Source organism: Pseudomonas fluorescens (genome assembly GCF_902497855.1).
Taxonomy (GTDB): Bacteria; Pseudomonadota; Gammaproteobacteria; order Pseudomonadales; family Pseudomonadaceae; genus Aquipseudomonas; species Aquipseudomonas fluorescens_BI.
Window position 1 is genome coordinate 91,655 of record NZ_CABVHU010000004.1, and the last position, 15,372, is coordinate 107,026.

The window sequence follows — 15,372 nt, forward strand, 5'->3', positions numbered from 1 at the left end:
ATCACCCAGGAGAGAACGTATGGCGTTTGACGCATTTGTCAAAATCGAAGGCATTCCCGGCGAAGCCCTGGATGAGAAGTACCGCGATTGGATCGAGGTCAGTGGTTACAGTTTCGGCACTCATCAGAGCACTTCAGCCACGGCCAGTTCCAATGGCGGTGCGAGCTCTGGCCGTACGACGCTGAGCAACTTCACGTTCACCAAAGTGTTGGACAAGTCCAGCTGCAAGCTGATGGAGGCCAGTTGTGCCGGGGAGCATCTGAAAGAGGTCAGTCTGGTACTGAGCCGAGCGGCTGCCGAGAAGCTCAAATACTTCGAGATTATTCTCGAAGAGGTCATCATTTCCGACTACGCGCAAAATGCCTCCGCCGGCATTCCGGTAGAAATCGTGCAATTGAATTATGGACGGATCAAAACCATCTACACACAGCAAAAGCGCAGTGATGGTGCCGGTGGCGGCAACATCGCGGGCGGCTGGGATCGCATCAGCAACAAAAAATATTCGTGAGGCTGAAATGGCAGAGCCTCTAGCGTTTATCAATTCTCGAACCCAGACTTACGAATCGTTGAAGGCTCAATTGGGTCTGACGGGTGTCTCCAAAAGCAAGTTCGATGCGCTCAACAGCCATATCGCCAACACGGTGGTGCTGGCCGGTGAGCTGGTCATCATCGGCGATGTCTCGACCTCATCCAGTACTAGCCAAGAGGCCTACTTGATGGCCAAGGCACGGGACATCCATATCGGCTTGTTGACGAACCAGGTCGATGCTGACGACTTTTTCCTGGACAACTTCGAGCTGCTGAAGGAGGTACTCACCTACAGTTCCATTGGCGCCGGGGTCGTCAGTGACGGGTGGAGCAAACACATGTCCGCGATTGGGAAAACCCTGGAAGAGATCGAGCAGTTGCATAAGGAATTTCTGCGTACAGGATCAGAAACCGCCAGGAAAAGGTTTTTAGCCGAGCGCGCCATCTTGTTCAGCAGGCTGGAGGTACAGCTGGCAAAGGCAGCCTCTTATGGCTCAGGGCTTCGACATCAAGGTTCGATCAAAAGACTGCTTGGGATTTCGACCAAGAGCTATTTGCATACGGGTGAGATTGTGGGGTATGCGGAAAAAGTCGATGGCGTGGCCAAGGCTGCAAAATTGATCAAGAGCGGTACCTATATTGGTGCGGCGCTGACGGTTGCTTCGTCCGGGCTGGCGATCAGGAACGCGTGTGCGCTGGGGCGGGAGGATCAGTGTACGAGGGCCAAATATGTGGAAGGCTTTTCATTGGCTGGGAGCTTGGGAGGAAGTGCTGTATTTGGCTCTTTAGGAGGCTTTTCAGCAACTTACGGTTGCATACTAGCGCTTGGCATCGCTACTGGAGGTCCTGGGGCGCTGGTTTGCGGCGTAGTAGGCGGCGCGGTAGCTGGGTATGTGGGGGGAAAGATCGTCGGTGACGAGGGTGGGAATTTCGGTGAATACCTTTATGGAAAAATGGCGCAATGAGTCATGAGTCACTCGGGCTGATATCGCTAATGTTATTCACGCCCTTTTTGCTGTTGGCGATTTGGCTGGTTTACATGGTTCATATCTATACAGAGAGAGCCGAGGCCTTGATGATAAATAGTAGTTTTGTAAAGGCTAATAGGTCGCTATTTTCTCCAATGGGTTTGGTTGGAAAAGCCATGCGCAATGGTTTGCTCACTTTGGTCTTGCTAACGCCAACCCTCGCTGCAAAGCGCGGGCTAGTGAATATCGCTGATGTGAAAAATTTCCCGATAGGTTTGAGGCGAATATTGTTTTTGTCTTGGGGTTCCAGTTTTGTATTATCAGTCGCACTCATCGCGCTTAATGTTTTTCGCAGATATTCATATTGAATAGTTGATTGTGGATGGAAGTGGAGAGTGAATCAGGTCGAGCCAGGATTGTTATTCTATTAAGCCACTGGAGGTCCCGGGGCAATTCTGTGTGTCGTGGTCGGAGGTGGAATCGGAGGGGAGATTGTCGCCGAACACCTGTATGGAGAAATGAGGGAGTGCACCACATACCGCTCGGCCTGATTGGACTCTGCATCGGCATTGCCCTGATCCTTACGGAAATATGGTTGATTTACATGGTTCATGCATACACAGAAAAAGCCGAGGCGCTGTTGCCGAGAAGCAGTTTTGTGGAGGCTAATAAAGCAGCATATTCACAAGCCGGATTTATTGGGAAGGGGATGCGAAATGGCTTTCTTACCCTGGTATTAGCAATACCTGGAATTTGCGCCAAGAGAGGTATTTTGGACATCTACGACGCAAGAGCTTTTCCGAAGAAATTAAAACGGATGTTGTTTTAGTCGACTAATACTGAAACCAAAGTGCTTGGTCATCTTTTTTGCAAATGCGGTTTTGTTTCCTGGTCCACGCTTACCCAGTGCGTTTGATATTTCTTTTAAACGATCCCATGGTTTGTTGATTGTCTGCTCAGGTTGTAGTTCATTGAAATCATTAGTGCCTAGCCATTTATTCATTGCGCTCGAGTCAGCTAGAAACCACCCTTCCAATGCTTTCACAGCAACGAAAATGCTGTTTATCCGTGCGTTTGAGATACGTTCTCTGACCAGTTCAACCGAGGCTTCGTCCTCGAGATCGGTCAGCACTACGATAATGTCTACCGTTTGATGGTCCAAACGTCCCAAATAGGCATCGATGTTTTGCGGCAATAGATTGCCCCCACCTTTGGCATTGACAACAGGATTGATCAACTCAAAGTTTTTTCTTGTAAGAACGCTTTGAAGTCGGGGGACTCGATAACGATTTTTTCGCTATCCCCCTCAACAATGAATCCCACTTTTACCATGGAAGACCCCCATCAAAAAGATTAGTCAGCCACGCTGTATCTAGTGGTATTTCCTTTTTATTCACCGCTGATTCCGAAGCGCATTTAACCTTGGTCTTGCCGTCCTCTTTGTTCACCAACCAAAGCTCCTCTAGACAGTCTCTATTGAACACTCGGCTTTCCAACCCAAAAATTGCGAGTTTAATTTTTGACTCGGGTGCCTTCAAGCAATCGATTTGCCACATTTTGACAGACGAGAAAAAAGGAGGAAAACCCGCCGAAGCGGGTTTTGATCTCTGGAATTGTCACTCTACCTTAGGCACCTCAAACCCCCGCTGCTCAATCACTCGAAACACATCGCTCACATCCTGGACCATGATCCGGGCGATGTTGGTGACGGTGTTGATGTCGTTTTCGGCATAGTCGGGGAGGCTGGTGCAGGCCATGAGGTGCAGGTATTGGAGGACGGCGTTGAGGCGTTCGCTGACGCAGTTGTGGAGGTCGCGTAGCGGAGCGTCGCTGTCGATGAGCAGGACGGGGTAGTCGGTGGCGAATTGGGAGATGGGGGTGAAGCGGCGAGGCGGGTTGTTCATGGTCATAAGTAGTTCTCTATGGAAGTAAATAGAGGCACCACCTTTTCGCTGCGAAACAATTGGGTGGCAGCTGTACGCGGGTTCGCAGACCGAGAGATGACCGACACCCGGCAGACTCGAAAGTCTCCCACGCACAACCGCCATGAAATGAAACGCGGGCGGATTCTGCCAGAGTTCTCATTTGACGGTGTAGTCATCTCTTTTAGGGCTGCGAAACCCTATCGCCGATTGCAATCGGCGACGGGGCGAATATAGGCGGCTATTTTGGTACCCACAACCGGGCTGTAGGACGCCTGGGCGGGCATTTTGGCAAGGCGGATTGCCACTGATTGGCGGCGGAATCGTTGGAGTGGGCGTAAACCGGCTGATGCGGGGTGTCTTAGGAAATCGGTTACCGGTTCTGGGGCCGCTTCGCGGCCCAACGGGGTAAACCCCCTCGCCATAATGAGTAAATTCCTACACGATTTTCGGACGTCGAGATCAAAAGATCGCAGCCTTCGGCAGCGCCCACGCCGATGGGATGTTGGCTGCTGACTCAGGCGATGAGTGCCGCCCTCACGGCACTCTCGTCGGTCGGACATCCTGGCCCGTAGCTAAAGCGCTGCGTTCGGCATTCGGCCAAGGGTGCGTTCGTATTCAACCTGCGCCGTCTGCTCGGAAAACTCTCCCGCCCATCTCGACACCACTACCGTGGCCACGCTATTGCCAATGGTGTTGCAGAGCGCGTTTGCCATGGACATAAATCGGTACACCCCGAAAATCAGCGCCAGGCCCTCGACCGGCAGCACGCCGATGGCGCTCACGGTGGCTGCGAACACTACGAAGCTGCCGCCATTCACGGTCGCCGCGCCTTTGGATGTCAGCAGCATGATCGCGAGTATTCCCAGTTGCTGGTCCCAGCTCAGTGGCACGCCATAGGCATTGGCAATGAACAGTACGCAAAGCGACATGTAGATCGAGGTGCCATCCAGGTTGAACGCGTACCCCGTGGGCAGCACCAAGCCGACGCTTTGCTTGGAACAGCCAAATTTCTCCAGTTTTTGCAGCAAGCGCGGCAGGACACTTTCCGATGAGGCGGTACCCAGGACGATGAGGATTTCGTCCTTGATATATTTCAGGAATCGCCACAGGCTGAACCCGGACAGGCGGCATATCGCACCCAGAATGACCAGGATGAAGAAGGCGACCACCACGTAGAACATCAGCACCAGATTGGCCAGTGACATCAGCACCGCGCTGCCGTTACTGCCGACGGCGTAGGCCACGGAACCGAAAGCGCCAAGGGGAGCAAGCTTCATGATCAGGTTGATGAATTCGAAGAAGCACTCGGAGATCCGATGCAATCCGTCTTCAATGAAGTTCCGCCGTTCCGGTTTCAGGGCCAGCAGGGCGAAGCCGAACACCAACGAGATGATCAGCACTTGAAGCATTTGCCCGCCGGAAAACGCACCCACGAAGTTGTCCGGGAAAATACCGTAGATGAATTCCATGGTCGATGCAGGGGCGTGGGATTTGGCTACGGCTGCATTGGCCGCCGCCGTGGCAGCGCTGTTGGGGTGGGCGCCATGCATGTCGGCGCCTATATCCAGCAGGTTGCCCCACAGCAGGCCAATGGCCAATGCGAGGGTGGAAACCACCTCGAAATAGATGATTGCCCGCATGCCGACTTTGCCGACTCGTTTGATATCACCGGCTGAGGCAATTCCTTGCACCACCGTGAAAAATACCAAGGGGGCCACGGCGGTTTTGATGAGTTTGAGAAAGATGTCGCCGAAGATCTTGAACTTGGTCGCCAGTTCCGGTGCGAGGAAACCTAAAGCGATGCCCAGCCCCATGGCGACGACGACCTGAAAGGTCAGGTTTTTATAAATAGGCTTTTTTTCTTTGGTGGACATGTCTGTGGTCTCGTTGTTGTTATTGGCACGTAATGACGAGGAGGATTACAGAGGTAACCCACGCAGCAGACAATCGAGTTTTTCGCCTCTGGTGGTTGAGGAAAAATCAAACCTGAGGTGGAGGAAAAGTTGCTATCCAGGAGGTGTTTTAACGGCGTCTTAGCCATTGATTTTTTATCAAGCGAATCGCGACTTTATATCGCTTGAGCCGACCTGAGGCTTGTTTGACGATCTCCGGAAATCAGGACAAAACAATAAAGTTACCTTCCGGCTGAGGACGTTATGGAAAATAAAAACGAGAACATCACCTTTGAGTTGGCGTCTCTGGCAGTCAGCATCCGGTTAGAGGAGATTCCCCCGCAGGTGCTGAGCATTGCTCGCCAGGCTGTGCTGGACTGGCTGGGCGTCACCGTGGCTGGCGCCGATGATTCGGTTACGCAGATCCTTGCCGGGTTCATGGTGTCGCAAGGAGGTCATCCTCACTGCACGCTTATAGGTCAGGTGGATCGCCTTCCTGCTTCTGCTGCAGCGCTGGTCAATGGCACGGCATCCCATGCGCTTGACTACGATGACGTCAATTTTTCCGTTCCTGGTCATGCAACTGCGCCAGTACTTGCGGCGGCTCTAGCACTGGGTGAAAACATCCAGGCCAGCGGTGCACAGCTATTGGAGGCGTTTATTGCGGGTTATGAAATTTCCTGCCGAGTCGGGCAGTTGGTCGCCCCCAATCATTATTCGAAGGGCTTTCATGCGACGGCGACTATGGGTTGTTTCGGGGCGGCTGCCGCGGCGTCTCGCTTACTGGGCCTCGACGCGGAAACAACTGAACGGGCGTTGGGAATTGCGTCGACGCGTGCCGCAGGGTTAAAGGCGGCATTCGGATCCTCGTGCAAGGCGTTGCAGGTTGGAGAGGCTGCACGTGGCGGTCTGGTCGCTGCGATTCTGGCCCAGAGAGGCGTAGATGTGTCCGAGAATATGATAGGCCACCGCCTCGGATTCGCTCGGACGCACTCGACCGACATGAACGTGCATTCCGCTCTGAGACCACCTCGTTACGTCGCCGACTTTGCTGTGGAGACCACGGACGCAGCGCCCGCTTATGTCTACCATCTGGAAACCAATCTTTTCAAGTATCACAACTCTTGCTACGAAACTCATTCGGCCATTGAAAGTGTCCTGTACCTCGTTCGCACTGAGGAGTTGAAGGTCTCTGATATCGTGGAGATTGATATTTGCGTCAATCCCCATTGCGATGACATCTGCAATATTGCCTGGCCTGACACGCCATTGCAGGCGAAATTCAGCCTCAAACACACGGTGGCGATGGCCTTACTCGGAAAGAACACCGCAGACCCCAGTGCATTCAATGATCAAAATTTGGGGGATCCGCAGGTTCTGGCTTTGCAAGAGTTGGCATGCGTGATTCTGGATCCGGCATTGCGGGTGCCGGAAACGATTGTGCGGATCAAGTTGCGAGATGGGCACGAGCTAGAGCGACGGCATGATTCCAGCCGTCCGGAAACGGATCTTAAAGCGCAGCAAGACCGGCTCACGAATAAATTTCGGGCGCTGTGCGAAGGGCGTCTTCCTCTATCTACGATTGCTGCGCTGGAGCGGACTGTTATGGGGTTGGAGTCGCTGGCTGACGTTGGCGAACTGGTACGGCTTACGGCAAAGCGGGCGGGGTAGGCGATCCGGGCAGAACTGGTTTTGCGCGTGATATTCGGAGTGGAAGATCAAAAGATCGCAATCTTCGGCAGCTCCGTTAATCGGGTGATGGCCGTGCAATTCGCTGTGTCGGTTAAAAAGACAAAGCCCCGAATCATCGGGGCTTTGTCGTTCTGAATTGTGCAGTTTCCAAATCGTTATCGCACACCCTCGGCCATCATTGTCTAGCCTGCGGCGAATGCGGATTGTGTTCGGTGTGTTTCGGACCAGCCAATGCCCACGCCACCACCCCAATCAGCGGCACGAACACGATCATCACTATCCACAACAGTTTGTTGCTCGATTTGCCTTCGGCTTTGCGCACTTTGTTGATTGCCCATAGCTCGATCAGCAACAGAATTGCTGTCAGCACGATCCAGATTGTTTCGATTTGCATTGGTCACCCTCCAGATAGTCTTTGCTTTAGGTGGGTGGGTTTGGGCAGGGTTCATTAAAATTTGCGGTTTTGTGGGTGAGGCGTGAATCGGGTTGCTCGCGATGGGGGCTGTCAGCTGAATCAATGCTGGCTGTAAGGGCCTCATCGCGGGCAAGCCCGCTCCCACAGGGGGGGTGGGGGGTAGTTAGATCGAGTTGGCCAGTTTTCCGGTGGCGAGGCGGCGTTTGTAGGCGGTGTCGCGGTTGGCCAGCCAGTAGTAGAGCGGGGAGGTGATGAGCAGGCCTACCAGCCAGGACAGGTCCGCGCCGTTGATGTGTTCGGAGATCGGCCCGACGTACAGCGGCGTGTTCATAAAGGGGATCTGCACCACGATGCCGATTGCGTAAGCCAACAGTGCTTGCGGGTTGTAACGGCCGTAAATCCCGCCATCGACCTTGAAGATCGAGTTGATGTCGTACTTGCCTTTGTGAATCGCGTAGAAGTCGATCAGGTTGATCGCGGTCCACGGCACCAGTACCACCAGCAGCACCAACACCATGTCGACGAAGTGGCCGATGAAGTTGGCGGAGGCGCCGACGGCGGCGAAGCAGCAGGCGGCGAGGATGATGAGCGAGAGGATGGCGCGGCTTTTGGCGGTGGGGATCCAGCGGTAGGCGAAGGTCTGGATCAGGGTGATCAGCGACAGTACGGCGCCGTAGAGGTTGAGGGCGTTGTGGCTGATGACGCTGAGCAGGAACAGCACCAGCATCAAGGGGCCGATGGAGCCGGTGGCGAGTTTGACCGCGTCCATGGTGTCCATGCCCACGGGGGTGGCGAGGACGGCGACGGCGCCGAAGATGAACGAGAGGCTGGAGCCGAGCACGGTGCCCAGATAAGTGGTCCAGAAGGTTGCGGCCACGGGCACGTTGGCCGGCAGGTAGCGCGAGTAGTCGGAGACGTAGGGGGCGAAGGCGATTTGCCAGAGTGCGGCGAGGGACACGGTGGCCAGCCAACCGGAAATGTTGAAGCTGCCGCGGGTGAGGAAGTCGGCGGTCTGCACGTGGGTGAAGATGTAGCCGAAGCCGAGTACGATGCCGGCGCCGAGTACCCATGTGCCGATGCGGTTGAGCACGTGGATGAAGCGGTAGCCGATGATGCCGATGATGCCGGAACCGAGGGCGCCGATGACGATGCCGACCGGCACCGGCACGCTGTCGACCACGCCGTGCAGGGACTTGCCGGCGAGGACGATGTTGGAGGCGAAGAAGCCGATGTACATGATGCCGGCGATCAGCACTACCAGCAGGGCGCCGAGGGAGCCGAACTGGGCGCGGCTCTGGATCATTTGCGGGATGCCCATCTGCGGGCCCTGGGCCGAGTGCAGCGCCATGAGCACGCCGCCGACCAGGTGACCGACGAGGATGGCGACGATGCCCCAGACCAGGTTGAGGTGGAACATTTGCACGCCGAGGGCGCCGGTGACGATGGGCAGCGGGGCGATGTTGCCGCCGAACCAGAGGGTGAACAGGTCACGGGTCTTGCCGTGGCGATCTTCGGGCGGCACGTAGCCGATGGTGTGTTTTTCGATGAGCGGGGCGGAGGTTGTTGCTGCGGTAACCATGACGGACTCCAAGGCAATTTGAGTACGTGGACGTACTTCGGTGAGCGCTGCGTGGGCGACGCTTTTCTTGTTGGAGTTGATGATGTGCGGTAGGGCCGGATAGATAAATTAGTAAGATTGTGGGTATAGACGTTAAAAAATGTAGGTCGTTTTGGGGTGGGTGGATGGGTGGTTTTCCAGCGTCCGCGCGGAGGCGGACGGACCAGAATGTGTAGGAGCGAGCTTGCTCCGGGCGGCGTTCCGACGATGGTCGCCAACGATAACGCTGCAAACCTGACACCGCGCGGCGTTCTTGGGTTTTTCGCGAGCAAGCTCGCTCCTACAGGGAATTTTGCGGTGTTCAGAATCTTTGCTATTCGCTGATCGATGACAGCATCCGTTGCAACATGGCATCGCAGGCGGTGAGTTGCTCGAGGCTGACGAATTCGTCGGGTTTGTGGCCCTGATCCATGCTGCCGGGGCCGCACACGACGGTGGGAATGCCTGCGGCGTCGAATAGACCGCCCTCGGTGCCGAACGCCACTGTGCCGAATTCCCGGGAGCCGGAGAATGCCGCGATCAACTCGGCCGCTTCACTGCGCGCATCCGTCACCAGACCGGGATAGGCCGACAGCTCGCTGAAGCGAATTTCACTCTGATCACTCACAGCACGCATGCGCGGCAGTACATGCTGCTCGGCGTAGGTCTTCAGCTCTTGAGCAACCTCGATGGGATCATGGGAGGGCAGGGCGCGGATTTCGAAGTCGAAGCGGCAATCGGCGGGGACGATGTTCAAGGCTTTGCCGCCGGATATCACTCCGGTTTGCACCGTGCTGAACGGCGGGTCGAAACGGGCGTCGTGGTGCTCCGGTCTTTTGAGCCGGTTGCCGATCCGCCCCAGTTCACCGATCAGTTCGGCGGCGTATTCAATCGCATTGACCCCGAGCGGTGCATAGGCGGAATGGCAGGCTTCACCGTGAATATCACAGCGCATCGCCAGTTTGCCTTTATGGCCGAGCACCGGTTTGAGTTCGGTCGGTTCGCCAATGATGCACAGCATCGGTTTGACGGGGCGCTTCTCCAACGCCGACAGCAGCGAGCGCACGCCGAGGCAGCCGACTTCTTCGTCGTAGGACAGCGCGATGTGCACCGGCAGTCGCAGCGTGGCGCTCACCAACGACGGGACCAGGGCGAGTACGCAGGCGATATAGCCTTTCATATCCGCCGTGCCGCGTCCGTACAGTTTGCCGTCGCGCTCAGTGAGCTCGAACGGCGCGACGGTCCACGGCTGGCCGTCGACGGGCACCACGTCGGTGTGCCCCGACAGCACAATGCCGGGCTTGTCCGCCGGGCCGATGGTGGCGAACAGGTTGGCCTTGCTGCGCTGCTCGTTGTAGACCAGCTCGCAAGGCACATCGAATTCTGCGAGGTAGTCGCGGACGAACTCGATGAGGTGCAGGTTGGATTCGCGGCTGGTGGTGTCGAACGCCACCAGGGTGTTCAGCAAATCGCGGCTGCTGCTCATCGGTCGTCTCCGGCGACGCCGTAGCCAGGGGACTTGTCGGGGGCTAGGGCGCGGTCGATGTAGTCCTGGACTTGGGGGCGATAGGCGTCCCACAGTTTCTCAAGCTGGGCGATTGGATTATCGTCGGCCCAGTCGATCCGCAGGTTGATGATCGGCCAGGTCAGTTCGCCGACTACCACCAGCGCCGCCGAATGCACAGGCCCTGCTTCGCCACCGGCGGCGATGGCGGCTTGCATGGCGGCGAGCAAGCGGTCGGCCAGTTGACCTTCGCCATGTTCGAACGCTTCGACCATGGCCTCGATGACTCCAGGATCCGCCAGCATGTTGCCGGCCGCCACGCATTGCTCGCCGGACAGGGCATTGTGGTTGCCCAGGGTTTCGCTGCCGCTGAAGTGGGCGGTACGACCGAGGTGGTCGATGGCGGTGATCTGGCGGTATTGGCTGTAGCCGTTGCGAGTCAGGACCTTGTCGAGGGCCTCGAAGGGCGCCAGGCCTTGCTCCATGAGGGCGAGGGTTTCCGGGCCGAGGGAGGGCAGGGTGATGTTTTGCGTGGAGACGGCGCCGACACCGGGCAGCAGCCAGGGGCAGCGGGCGCCGACGGCGATGCTGGAGGAACTGATGGCGATGCCGAACTGGCCGGTGTCGGGGCAGCGGGCGGCGATGGAGAAGGTCATGGGTTTGGCTCCTTGGTTGGCCTTGGCGAATAGGGCGTATGGGCGGGCGCCTTCGCGAGCAAGCTTCGCTCCTACAGGGGATCCGGGGGATGCGAAGATCTTCTGTAGGAGCGAAGCTTGCTCGCGAAGGCCGCGACTCGGTCTGTTGCCTTACTCCGGAATCACCGCAATCACATCAATCTCCATCAACCACTGCGGCTGCCCCAATGCCGACACCACCAACCCGGTCGAAATCGGAAACACCCCTTTAAGCCACTTGCCCACTTCCTGATAAACCGGCTCGCGATACCGCGGATCGATCAGGTAGGTGGTGGTTTTGACGATGTGGCTAAGGTCGCTGCCGGCCTCTTCCAGCAACTGTTTAACGTTGCGCATGGCCTGCTCGGCTTGCGCCCGCGGGTCACCCAGGCCGACCAGCCTGCCTTCGAAATCGGTCCCGACCTGGCCGCGAACATAGACGGTGTTGCCGGCGCGCACGGCCTGGCACAGGTCATTGTCCAGGCTCTGGTTCGGGTAAGTTTCCTTGGTGTTGAACATGCGAATACGGGTATGGGTTGGCGTGGACATGTGAAGCTCCTGAAAAGTCTTAAGCACTGACAGTGGTTTTATGGGCGACCGGGACGATTTCAGCCTCGCGCTGCAAGGGGGCGCGGTATTCGAGGTACGAACGCTGGATGGCGATGTGGTCCGCCACGTACTTGGCATCGTGCCAAACGCCCCAGATGAACGAGGAGCCGCGACGGGACTGCCACGGCAGGCCGAGGAAATACACCCCAGGTTCGTTCGACACACCGCGCTGATGCTGCGGCTTGCCGTTGTCGTCGAAGGCATCGACCTTGAGCCAGCTGTAATCGGTGGCGAAACCGGTGGCCCAGATGATCGAGGTCACGCCGGCCTTGGCCAGATCGAGTTCAAGAATCGGGTTGGTCACGCACTCCGGATCCGGGAAGGTGTGGCGCGCTTGCGGTTCCTGCGGCAGGTCCAGGCCGTTACGCTCGATGTAGGCGTCGGCGGCATTGAGCAGCGCCAGGTAGTTCTCGTCGCCGCGCGCCAGGTTCTCGGCCAGATTCGCCTGGAAAGTCGCCACAGTACCGTTGAACGCCTGGGTCAGGCCCACCAGTGTCATGCCGCGATGGGCCAGACCGCGGAAGTCCACGGTGCGGCCGCCATGGGCGCCACTCACCGCGATGGTCACGTGTTCCCGACCGGGTTTCATCGCCGCCTGATCCCATTCGCCGAGCACCCCCAGCCACCAGCAGAAATCCCGGTTGCGATAGGCGCGGGGAGGGCGGTCGTGGGCGCCGACCGAGAGGTAGACTTTTTTGCCGGCACGCTGCAATTCATCGGCGATCTGCACGCCGGACGAACCCGCGCCGACCACCAGCACAGCACCTTCGGGCAGTTGTGCAGGGTTGCGGTAGTCGGCGGAGTGGATCTGCAGGAAGGGCTGATCCTTGGGCGCGATCGGCGGAATCACCGGACGCTGGAACGGTCCGGTGGCGGCCACTACACGGTTGGCCTCGATCACACCTTCGGAGGTTTCAACGGTGAAGCCTGGGCGACCGACATTGCGCTGGACCTTCTTCACTTCCACGCCGGTACGGATCGGGGCCTTGAACTTCTTCGCATAGGCTTCGAAATAATCGGCGACCCGCTCTTTCGGGGCAAAGCCGTCGGGACTGATGTCATCAAACTCAAGGCCGGGAAAACGATCGTGCCAGGCCGGCCCGTTGGCCACCAGCGAATCCCAGCGCCCGGTGCGCCAGCGCTCGGCGATACGGCTGCGCTCCAGCACCAGGTGCGGTACGCCGAGTTTGCTCAGGTGTTCACTCATGGCTACGCCAGCCTGACCGGCGCCAACAATCAGCGTATCTGTTTTTATTTTTTCGGTGGTCATCTCTATACCCTTCGAAGTTGGAGTTAGGTCGCTAACGGCCTGCCATTTCTTGGGCTCAAGACTAGGGATGACCCTGGTATCGGTAAAATATTATTAAGCTGGCATTTGAGTATAAATAACTGATGCAGAGGCTTCGGGCCTGCGTATATGCTCGCGGCGATTTCGAAGCTTATCTTTGAGTAGAGCTGATAATGGACAGATGGACGCTGCACTGGCTGGAAGCCTCAGGGCACCTTGGCGAATGGCGCGCCGAGGTGATCGGCGAATTCGAAGCGGCCTGCAAGACGGTTTCTCGCCTGATAACCCCACCACGACTTGATGTGTTGATCCAGCGCCTGCCTGGCGAGACCCTCCCCGAGATGGGGCTGATGGGGCGAGCGTATCGAAGCACCATGTTCTCGATGACCCTAGATCCGGATAACCCGAATTGGTTGTCCAGCCTGCGCAGCGGCGCGCTGCATCGGCAGATCGTGCATGAGGTCCATCATTGCTTGCGCATGGCGGGTCCGGGTTACGGCTGGACGCTGGGTGAAGCCTTGGTCAGCGAGGGACTGGCCGGGCAGTTTGTCCGGCATCTGCTCGGCAGCGATCCGGAGCCCTGGGAGCATGCCGTCAGCAGCGCCGATCTTTTACGCGCCCCCGCAGACCTGAAGGCCCTTCAATCAACGTACTACAACCACAGCGAGTGGTTCTTCGGAACCGGCGCTCTGCCAAAATGGTTGGGTTATACGCTCGGTTATCAGATGGTCGGGCGCTGGCTGGCGTCGGTTGGCGAGATCGATGCAGCCACCTGGATCAACGTGCCCGCCGCCGATATTGTCGCCTCGGCGCTTGAGGAAGGTTATGTGTTGCACAAGCCCTGAGTCGGTTGCGCGAGTTCATGGGCGGCTCGGTGTGTGGCGCACCGGGCAACCCCGGTGACCAGCCATCTGGCAGACTGGTACTGACGAACACTTTGAGGTCGAAATCTGACACGTCTCGTTGATCCCTGACGCCGACAATCCGCCTTGGTTGCAACAACCTTGAACGCGGTGTGCGGGGATCAATGATGGTTATCAGTGTTTTTGACGAGTCCAAGTCTGGATTGCGTACCTCCAGTTCCCATCCCGGTGAATCTGACCGACCCCAACCACCGCCGCTGCGTATCGGCTTCTGGCTGATGGAAGCCTTCGATTTGTTCACCCTGGCCAATGCGCTGGAGCCGCTGCGCCTGGCCAACCAGGTGGCCGGGCGGGCGCATTGCCAATGGCAGATGCTCAGCCTGCAAGGCGGGCAACTGCACGCCAGCAACGGCATCGCCACCGCCACGGCGCGACTGGATCAGGCCCAGGCCCTGGATGTGTTGATCCTCTGTGGTGGCGATAGCTTGCACGCCGGTGCCGATCAGCTGGACTTTCGCTCGCAGCTGTGTCACTGGGCCCTCCAGCCGATCAGCCTGGGGGCCTTGGGCAAGGCCGGTTGGCTGCTGGCGCAGATCGGGGCGCTGGACGGCTATCGCTGCAGCTTGCCAGAGCCCGATTCGCTTGCGCCCCAGGCAGCCTTCAATGATTTGACCCCGGTGGCCGCGCCGTTCTGCGTCGATCGCCAACGCCTGACCTGCGTCGGGCCTCAGGCCGTTCAAGGGCTGATGCACGAACTGCTCTCCCGGACCCACGGGCGTGGTCTGGTGCTGCGCTTGGAAAAACATGCCGCTCGCCAGGCCAGGCCGCTACAGCCCATTCATAACGCTCCGGCACGGCTGCAAGCGGCGCTGGCGTTGATGGGGGATCATCTGGACCGCACCTTGGGCATCGACGAACTGGCGGAGGCGATGGGCATGTCTCGCCGACATCTGGAGCGGTTGTTCAAGCGCAGTCTGGGGTGTTCGCCGTCTCGGCATTATCTGGATTTGCGTCTGCAGCGGGCGCGTCAGTTACTGCAGGCCGGGGGGCAATCGATGGTGGAGGTTGCCCATCAGTGCGGGTTTGTCTCGGTGCAACATTTTGCTCGTTGCTATCGCCAGTACTTCGGTGCGCATCCGCGGGAGGATGTGGGTGGGGAGTTGCGAGTGATTGCGGGGTGTCAGTCTGCCGCTATTTTGCCTGTGCCGGCCTCTTCGCTGGCAAGCCAGCTCCTACAGTAGATTTTCAGTGGGCACTGGTTTTGTGCATGACACCGATCCCTTGTAGGAGCGAGCTTGCTCGCGATGGAGGTTAACGATAACGCGTGCTTTCTGAATCAACGCGGCGCTTTCAAGTCCATCGCGAGCAAGCTCGCTCCTACATTGACCCGTGTGAATTTCTGAACCAATGCCTCCGT

16 protein-coding genes are annotated in these 15,372 nt (G+C 57.7%); 6 read left to right on the forward strand and 10 right to left on the reverse strand.

Features of this window, described 5'->3' with window-relative positions; all coding sequences use genetic code 11:
• Positions 1-19 precede the first annotated feature (19 nt).
• Positions 20-508, forward strand: a complete 489-nt coding sequence (locus F8N96_RS10220) for an Hcp family type VI secretion system effector (RefSeq protein WP_150797695.1) — start codon at positions 20-22, stop codon at positions 506-508.
• Positions 509-515: 7 nt separating this feature from the next.
• Positions 516-1,493: a hypothetical protein gene (locus F8N96_RS10225; protein WP_150797929.1), complete on the forward strand. Its 978-nt coding sequence runs from the start codon at positions 516-518 to the stop codon at positions 1,491-1,493.
• A gap of 85 nt (positions 1,494-1,578) precedes the next feature.
• Here the strand turns inward: F8N96_RS10225 and F8N96_RS10230 are convergent, their stop codons facing one another.
• A complete protein-coding gene (locus F8N96_RS10230) occupies positions 1,579-1,830 on the reverse strand; it encodes a hypothetical protein (RefSeq protein WP_150797696.1) in 252 nt (83 codons plus the stop codon).
• A 192-nt stretch (positions 1,831-2,022) separates the two neighbouring features.
• Between F8N96_RS10230 and F8N96_RS10235 the strand changes: the two genes are divergently transcribed.
• Positions 2,023-2,325 carry a hypothetical protein gene (locus F8N96_RS10235; RefSeq protein WP_150797697.1) on the forward strand — a complete coding sequence of 101 codons (303 nt, stop codon included), beginning with the start codon at positions 2,023-2,025 and terminating at the stop codon, positions 2,323-2,325.
• Here the strand turns inward: F8N96_RS10235 and F8N96_RS10240 are convergent.
• The 3 genes from F8N96_RS10240 to F8N96_RS10255 all read right to left on the reverse strand — a co-directional run bounded on the left by F8N96_RS10240 (position 2,305) and on the right by F8N96_RS10255 (position 5,295).
• Positions 2,305-2,733, reverse strand: a complete 429-nt coding sequence (locus F8N96_RS10240; protein WP_224789587.1) for a DUF4276 family protein — start codon at positions 2,731-2,733, stop codon at positions 2,305-2,307. The genes F8N96_RS10235 and F8N96_RS10240 overlap by 21 nt on opposite strands.
• 379 nt (positions 2,734-3,112) lie before the next feature.
• Positions 3,113-3,406, reverse strand: coding sequence for a fructose-bisphosphate aldolase (locus F8N96_RS10250; RefSeq protein ID WP_150797699.1), 294 nt, complete (start codon positions 3,404-3,406; stop codon positions 3,113-3,115).
• 587 nt (positions 3,407-3,993) lie between these two features.
• Complete coding sequence (locus tag F8N96_RS10255; protein ID WP_150797700.1) at positions 3,994-5,295, reverse strand: cation:dicarboxylate symporter family transporter; 1,302 nt, start codon at positions 5,293-5,295, stop codon at positions 3,994-3,996.
• Positions 5,296-5,577: 282 nt separating this feature from the next.
• Here F8N96_RS10255 and F8N96_RS10260 point away from each other — a divergent pair, with 282 nt between their 5' ends.
• Positions 5,578-6,984, forward strand: a complete 1,407-nt coding sequence (locus F8N96_RS10260; RefSeq protein ID WP_150797701.1) for an MmgE/PrpD family protein — start codon at positions 5,578-5,580, stop codon at positions 6,982-6,984.
• Between the two features lie 196 nt (positions 6,985-7,180).
• On the opposite strand, the gene F8N96_RS10265 is transcribed toward F8N96_RS10260, so the two are convergent.
• The 6 genes from F8N96_RS10265 to F8N96_RS10290 all read right to left on the reverse strand — a co-directional run bounded on the left by F8N96_RS10265 (position 7,181) and on the right by F8N96_RS10290 (position 13,074).
• Positions 7,181-7,399, reverse strand: a complete 219-nt coding sequence (locus tag F8N96_RS10265; protein ID WP_150764280.1) for a PLD nuclease N-terminal domain-containing protein — start codon at positions 7,397-7,399, stop codon at positions 7,181-7,183.
• A 184-nt stretch (positions 7,400-7,583) separates the two neighbouring features.
• Entirely contained in the window at positions 7,584-8,999 is a 1,416-nt protein-coding gene (locus tag F8N96_RS10270) for a purine-cytosine permease family protein (protein ID WP_150797702.1), read from the reverse strand.
• A gap of 352 nt (positions 9,000-9,351) precedes the next feature.
• Positions 9,352-10,503 (reverse strand): acetylornithine deacetylase, encoded by a 1,152-nt coding sequence (argE, locus tag F8N96_RS10275; RefSeq protein WP_150797703.1) that lies wholly within the window; start codon positions 10,501-10,503, stop codon positions 9,352-9,354.
• Positions 10,500-11,177, reverse strand: a complete 678-nt coding sequence (locus F8N96_RS10280) for a DUF1028 domain-containing protein (protein WP_150797704.1) — start codon at positions 11,175-11,177, stop codon at positions 10,500-10,502. Before F8N96_RS10280 ends, argE begins: the two co-directional genes overlap by 4 nt.
• A gap of 150 nt (positions 11,178-11,327) precedes the next feature.
• The gene (locus F8N96_RS10285; protein ID WP_017338215.1) at positions 11,328-11,744 is read right to left on the reverse strand and encodes a RidA family protein; all 417 of its coding nucleotides are present in this window, start codon (positions 11,742-11,744) and stop codon (positions 11,328-11,330) included.
• Positions 11,745-11,763: 19 nt separating this feature from the next.
• Entirely contained in the window at positions 11,764-13,074 is a 1,311-nt protein-coding gene (locus F8N96_RS10290) for a flavin-containing monooxygenase (protein ID WP_150797705.1), read from the reverse strand.
• A 191-nt stretch (positions 13,075-13,265) separates the two neighbouring features.
• Between F8N96_RS10290 and F8N96_RS10295 the strand changes: the two genes are divergently transcribed.
• Together F8N96_RS10295 and F8N96_RS10300 are read left to right on the forward strand one after the other, a co-directional pair.
• Positions 13,266-13,937 (forward strand): DUF2268 domain-containing putative Zn-dependent protease, encoded by a 672-nt coding sequence (locus F8N96_RS10295; protein ID WP_150797706.1) that lies wholly within the window; start codon positions 13,266-13,268, stop codon positions 13,935-13,937.
• 185 nt (positions 13,938-14,122) lie between these two features.
• Positions 14,123-15,196, forward strand: a complete 1,074-nt coding sequence (locus tag F8N96_RS10300; RefSeq protein ID WP_150797707.1) for a GlxA family transcriptional regulator — start codon at positions 14,123-14,125, stop codon at positions 15,194-15,196.
• Positions 15,197-15,372: the final 176 nt, after the last annotated feature.

Excerpts from the sequence above, each read along its gene's own strand:
- F8N96_RS10220 (WP_150797695.1), top strand. The coding sequence starts at position 20 with ATGGCGTTTGACGCATTTGTCAAAATCGAAGGCATTCCCGGCGAAGCC.
- F8N96_RS10225 (WP_150797929.1), top strand. The coding sequence starts at position 516 with ATGGCAGAGCCTCTAGCGTTTATCAATTCTCGAACCCAGACTTACGAA.
- F8N96_RS10230 (WP_150797696.1), bottom strand. The coding sequence starts at position 1,830 with ATGAGTGCGACTGATAATACAAAACTGGAACCCCAAGACAAAAACAAT.
- F8N96_RS10250 (WP_150797699.1), bottom strand. The coding sequence starts at position 3,406 with ATGACCATGAACAACCCGCCTCGCCGCTTCACCCCCATCTCCCAATTC.
- F8N96_RS10255 (WP_150797700.1), bottom strand. The coding sequence starts at position 5,295 with ATGTCCACCAAAGAAAAAAAGCCTATTTATAAAAACCTGACCTTTCAG.
- F8N96_RS10260 (WP_150797701.1), top strand. The coding sequence starts at position 5,578 with ATGGAAAATAAAAACGAGAACATCACCTTTGAGTTGGCGTCTCTGGCA.
- F8N96_RS10265 (WP_150764280.1), bottom strand. The coding sequence starts at position 7,399 with ATGCAAATCGAAACAATCTGGATCGTGCTGACAGCAATTCTGTTGCTG.
- F8N96_RS10270 (WP_150797702.1), bottom strand. The coding sequence starts at position 8,999 with ATGGTTACCGCAGCAACAACCTCCGCCCCGCTCATCGAAAAACACACC.
- argE (WP_150797703.1), bottom strand. The coding sequence starts at position 10,503 with ATGAGCAGCAGCCGCGATTTGCTGAACACCCTGGTGGCGTTCGACACC.
- F8N96_RS10280 (WP_150797704.1), bottom strand. The coding sequence starts at position 11,177 with ATGACCTTCTCCATCGCCGCCCGCTGCCCCGACACCGGCCAGTTCGGC.
- F8N96_RS10285 (WP_017338215.1), bottom strand. The coding sequence starts at position 11,744 with ATGTCCACGCCAACCCATACCCGTATTCGCATGTTCAACACCAAGGAA.
- F8N96_RS10290 (WP_150797705.1), bottom strand. The coding sequence starts at position 13,074 with ATGACCACCGAAAAAATAAAAACAGATACGCTGATTGTTGGCGCCGGT.
- F8N96_RS10295 (WP_150797706.1), top strand. The coding sequence starts at position 13,266 with ATGGACAGATGGACGCTGCACTGGCTGGAAGCCTCAGGGCACCTTGGC.
- F8N96_RS10300 (WP_150797707.1), top strand. The coding sequence starts at position 14,123 with ATGGTTATCAGTGTTTTTGACGAGTCCAAGTCTGGATTGCGTACCTCC.